The 4,403-nt window shown below is 61.3% G+C and carries 6 protein-coding genes; 5 read left to right on the top strand and 1 reads right to left on the bottom strand.

The genetic code is table 11. The features are described from left to right. From EN991_RS24965 to EN991_RS24950, 4 genes are all read left to right on the top strand, one after another. The coding region (locus tag EN991_RS24965) for an amidase (RefSeq protein WP_127369758.1) at nucleotides 1-1,062 on the top strand (1,062 nt) is incomplete at its 5' end. 113 nt (nucleotides 1,063-1,175) lie between these two features. Continuing rightward, complete coding sequence (locus EN991_RS24960) at nucleotides 1,176-1,790, top strand: LysE family translocator (RefSeq protein WP_013529595.1); 615 nt, start codon at nucleotides 1,176-1,178, stop codon at nucleotides 1,788-1,790. 101 nt (nucleotides 1,791-1,891) lie between these two features. Further along, nucleotides 1,892-2,212 (top strand): hypothetical protein, encoded by a 321-nt coding sequence (locus EN991_RS24955; RefSeq protein WP_013529594.1) that lies wholly within the window; start codon nucleotides 1,892-1,894, stop codon nucleotides 2,210-2,212. A 3-nt stretch (nucleotides 2,213-2,215) separates the two neighbouring features. Beyond that, a complete protein-coding gene (locus EN991_RS24950; RefSeq protein WP_127369757.1) occupies nucleotides 2,216-2,593 on the top strand; it encodes a hypothetical protein in 378 nt (125 codons plus the stop codon). A gap of 36 nt (nucleotides 2,594-2,629) precedes the next feature. On the opposite strand, the gene EN991_RS24945 is transcribed toward EN991_RS24950, so the two are convergent. Beyond that, nucleotides 2,630-3,574: a nucleoside hydrolase gene (locus EN991_RS24945; protein WP_063170333.1), complete on the bottom strand. Its 945-nt coding sequence runs from the start codon at nucleotides 3,572-3,574 to the stop codon at nucleotides 2,630-2,632. A gap of 315 nt (nucleotides 3,575-3,889) precedes the next feature. Between EN991_RS24945 and EN991_RS24940 the strand changes: the two genes are divergently transcribed. Next, nucleotides 3,890-4,315 carry an Hsp20 family protein gene (locus tag EN991_RS24940; protein ID WP_013529591.1) on the top strand — a complete coding sequence of 142 codons (426 nt, stop codon included), beginning with the start codon at nucleotides 3,890-3,892 and terminating at the stop codon, nucleotides 4,313-4,315. The last annotated feature ends 88 nt before the right edge of the window (nucleotides 4,316-4,403 follow it).

The raw sequence follows: 4,403 nt of genomic DNA, 5'->3' as shown, positions 1-4,403 counted from the left end.
ATTATCATCGGCAAGACCAACGTCCCCGAATTCGGGCTTGGTTCCAACACCTACAACGCCGTGTTCGGGCCGACGCTGAACGCCTTCGATCCGGCCCTGACCGCCGGAGGCTCGAGCGGCGGCGCGGCCGTTGCCCTGGCGCTCGACATGGTGCCCGTCGCCGATGGCAGCGACTTTGGCGGCTCGCTGCGCAACCCGGCCGCCTGGAACAATGTTTTTGGCTTCCGCCCGTCGCAAGGACTTGTTCCCGGCGGACCCGATTTCGAAGTCTTCCATGCGCAGATGGGCGTCGACGGGCCGATGGGCCGCAACGTCCGTGACATGGCACTGCTGCTCGATGTGCAGGCCGGTTACCACCCGCACGCGCCATTGTCCTACGAGAAACCCGGCTCGTTCCTCGAAGGGCTTGGAATACCCGCAACTGGTGGCCGCATCGCCTGGCTCGGTGATCTCGGCGGTCATCTGCCGGTTGAAACAGGCGTTCTCGGCCTGTGCGAGGCGGCACTTGGCCGCTTTGCGGAAGCGTCCTTCGCGACCGAGCCCCTGCTGCCGGATTTCGATTTCGAAGCGCTGTGGCAGGCCTTCGTGACGCTGCGCCAGGCCAGCAGCGGCTGCGCGCTCAAAACCCACTATGACGATCCCGCGAAGCGCCGCCTGCTCAAGCCGGAAGCCATCTGGGAAGTGGAGAACGCAACGCGGCTGACGGCGCCGCAGATCCGCGCCGCTTCGGTCATCCGCACGTCCTGGCATCGCACGCTGCTGTCGATCTTCGACCGCTATGATCTGATTGCGCTGCCGACAGCGCAGGTCTTCCCCTTCGACATCGATACGCATTGGCCGCGTGAGGTCGCCGGACGCACAATGGACAGCTATCACCGCTGGATGCAGGTTTCCGCCTTCGCGACCTTGGGCGGCTGCCCGGCGGCCAATGTGCCGGTCGGCTTCGACGATAGAGGGCGGCCGATGGGCATGCAGCTGATCGGCCGGCCACGCGGCGACCTTGCCGTGCTCAAGGCGGCGGCCGCCTATGAGGCAACACTGCCCTGGCCGGCCGGCGCCTGAATCGCACGCGTTGGCGTGCCGCGGCGCTTCGCGCACCGGCTTGCATCGCTATCGCCGCCATGCATTGATTATCCTCAGCCGCGCCGCCTCGGCGGTATTCCTGGGGAAAAAGCATGTCGCTCGAACTCTACGCCGCCTATGTCCTCGCTTGCATCGTCATTATCCTGGTGCCCGGTCCGACGGTCACGCTGATCATTGCCAACAGCATCCGCCATGGCTCGCGCGCCGGCCTCGCCAACGTCGCCGGCACGCAGGCCGGGCTTGCCGTGATGATCGCCATCGTCGGCATCGGCCTCAACACGCTGATCGCAGGCATGGGCCACTGGTTCGAGTGGGTACGACTGATCGGCGCGGCCTATCTGATCTGGATGGGTGTGCAGATGTTCCGCTCCAAGGGCACGTTGAATGCCGATGGAACAGCGAGAAAGCCGCGCGGCGGCTTCTTCCTGCAGGGCCTGCTGGTGGCGCTGAGCAACCCCAAGACGCTGATTTTCTTCGGCGCCTTCTTTCCGCAGTTCATTTCGCCGCAAGGCAACTACTCGCTGCAGATCGCCGTCATGGGTCTGACCGCCATGATCTTCGCCGCCTTCTCGGATTCGACTTACGCGCTGGCCGCCGGCCGCGCCGGGCGCCTGCTGTCGGCCGGCCGCATCAAACTCCTGTCGAGGATCAGCGGCAGCTTCATGGTCGGCGGCGGCCTGTGGCTGGCGTTTTCGCGGTCGAAGTAAAGGCGGCCGAGCCGGCGCCGCAAGGAGTTGCAGCACCCTGGAATGGCAACAGATTGAAAGTGTGCTGTCCCACCACCACATGAATCTGGCTTGAGGGATTCATGTCTGTCTTTTGGACTTGGGATGGTTTGAAGAGGAACGCGCCTGGCGTGATCCTCTTTATTGGTGCGTTTGCGGTTATGATCATGTTGGCGGCAAACAAATGGATCAACGACGCCAGCCCGATCCGATCGGTCGACACAGTCGAGGCAAACGTCGAAAGTGTCCGGTTGGACCATGGCCGCGGCATATATCTGGTTTCTATCGAGAACGGTTCGTCTGTCCTTATCGATGACGATCACCCGCATCTGATCGGCTCGCGCACAAACATCGAACGCGTCACGCGCGACAATGGCTTCGTCTTCTACCGATTCGTGAATTGAATCATGGCAACAGTATCTTCTCTCAGAAACCGCCTGCTTCTGTTTCAGGCAGAATACCGAGACGCAGTCATTGGTGTCGTATTCTTCTGCGCACTGCCCCTGGCGGCGCTGATCCCGATTGCGATGAACCAGGACAATCCGGTTGTGGCAACTCAGAGTGTGATGGGCACTATCGAGTATGTGAGGTTAATGCCCATCAATCCGAAGATGGCTGCCGGGCGCGGGCTGTATTACACATACGATGGCCGCCTTGATGGCAACAGCGCGGTGACATCCATCGATGATGAAGTGGGGATGCCGCACCTTGTCGGTTCGGTCATCCCCATCGAGCGGCAACATCATAAGCGCGGCGGAGACACCTATCGGTTTCTCAATGAGTGAAGACGCGTGCTCACAAGTTCAGTTCTGTTCTGACGGTCAGTTAAGCCGCCCCAGCCTCTCCACCAGCAAGGCGAAAAACGCATCATGGTCGATGTCGCGCATCACCATGGCGTTCTTCGGCCGTTTGGTGACGCCCCACCAGTCGATCACGGTCATGCCCATGGTCAGTTCCGAGGCGGTTTCCACGCTGACGTTGCAGTTGCGGCCCTTGAACAGGTCCGGCTTCAACAGATAGGCGATGACGCAAGGATCGTGCAGCGGGCCACCGTCGGTGCCGTATTTCTCTTCATCGAAGCGCTCGAAGAACTCCAACATCTCCGCGGTGGCGGTGCCGACCCTGGTGCCCAGCGCGCGGAAGGCCTGCGTGCGCTTGGCGGTGGTCAGCGCCTTGTGGGTGACGTCGAGAGGCATCATGACGATCGGAATGCCGGATTTGAGCACGACATCTGCGGCCTGCGGGTCGACATAGATGTTGAATTCGGCGGTCGGTGTGACATTGCCGCCTTCGAAGAAGCCGCCGCCCATCAGCACGATTTCCTTGATGCGCGGTGCGATGCGCGGCTCGCGGATCAGCGCCAGCGCAATGTTGGTGAGCGGGCCGAGCGCGCAAAGCGTGATCGTGCCGCTTTCTTCGCTCATCAGCGTCTCGACGATGAAATCGACCGCGTACTGGTCCTGCAGCTTCATCGTCGGTTCGGGCAATTGCGGACCGTTGAGGCCGGTCTTGCCATGCACTTCCTCGGCGGTGACCAGTTCGCGCGTCAGGGGCCGGATGGCACCGGCATAGACCTTGATGTCCGGGCGGCCGGCCAGCTCGCAGATCTTGCGGGCATTCTTTTCGGTAAGCTTCAGCGGCACGTTGCCGGCAACGGCTGATATGCCGACGATCTCCAGTTCGGAGCTGCCGAGCGCCAGCAATATGGCGACGGCATCATCCTGGCCGGGATCCGTGTCGATGATGATCTTGCGTGACTGGGGCATTTCAATTCCTTGTTTGGCGAGGTCGTGGACTTGCATCGATCCGATCGGAACATCCAAATGACGCCGAAGCGGCCGCGAGCTGCCAGGCCGAACCGCTCGACCGGGGAAGACAATCCCGACCCGCGCGCTTTTCCTTGCATCTGCTCGCCGTTTCAAGCGCCATGTCTGTCATTCCTGTGAGTCCACGGCCTGGTCTTTTTGGGCGGGTCTGTTGACGGCTTGAACTTGGTCGCGGGGCGGACCATATCAAGGCCATCGGGAAAAATGCCATCTGGGTTTTTCCACTTTATGTCGCTCTTGAGAGGACAGTGTAACATGAGCCGAATGACGCCCTTTTCCAGCCCGCTTCTGCTTGGTTTCGACGCCATGGAAAAGACCCTGGAACGCTTGGCGAAGTCCGGTGACAGCTACCCTCCCTACAACATCGAACGCCTCAGCGGCGCCGACGGCAAAACCGAAAGGTTGCGCATCACATTGGCGGTCGCCGGTTTCGCCGAAAGCGATCTCGATGTCACCACGGAGGAAAACCAGTTGGTCGTGCGCGGCCGTCAGACCGACGACACCGAGCGCGAATTTCTTCATCGCGGCATCGCCGCGCGCCAGTTCCAGCGCTGTTTCGTGCTGGCCGACGGCATGCGGGTGATCGCAGCGGAGTTGAAGAACGGCCTTTTGGCGATCGACCTCGATCGGCCGGAGTCCGAACGGCTGGTACGGAAAATAAACATATCGGTGAAAGACTGATCTTTACCGATGGCTCTCATGCGGGATGGCCTTGAGCGGCGTCCTCGCGCCAAGGAGGCTTTGAAATGACCAGAACTGAAACTATCAC

Origin of the sequence: Mesorhizobium sp. M7A.F.Ca.US.005.03.2.1, assembly GCF_003997795.1 — a bacterium.
Lineage (GTDB): Bacteria > Pseudomonadota > Alphaproteobacteria > Rhizobiales > Rhizobiaceae > Mesorhizobium > Mesorhizobium ciceri.
Note: the sequence above shows the minus strand (reverse complement) of the source record. Positions and strands in the feature narration are given on the sequence as shown.

What these genes read in the sequence shown, in the direction of transcription:
- EN991_RS24960 (WP_013529595.1), top strand. Translation starts at nt 1,176, where the DNA reads ATGTCGCTCGAACTCTACGCCGCCTATGTCCTCGCTTGCATCGTCATT.
- EN991_RS24950 (WP_127369757.1), top strand. Translation starts at nt 2,216, where the DNA reads ATGGCAACAGTATCTTCTCTCAGAAACCGCCTGCTTCTGTTTCAGGCA.
- EN991_RS24940 (WP_013529591.1), top strand. Translation starts at nt 3,890, where the DNA reads ATGAGCCGAATGACGCCCTTTTCCAGCCCGCTTCTGCTTGGTTTCGAC.
- EN991_RS24945 (WP_063170333.1), bottom strand. Translation starts at nt 3,574, where the DNA reads ATGCCCCAGTCACGCAAGATCATCATCGACACGGATCCCGGCCAGGAT.
- EN991_RS24955 (WP_013529594.1), top strand. Translation starts at nt 1,892, where the DNA reads ATGTCTGTCTTTTGGACTTGGGATGGTTTGAAGAGGAACGCGCCTGGC.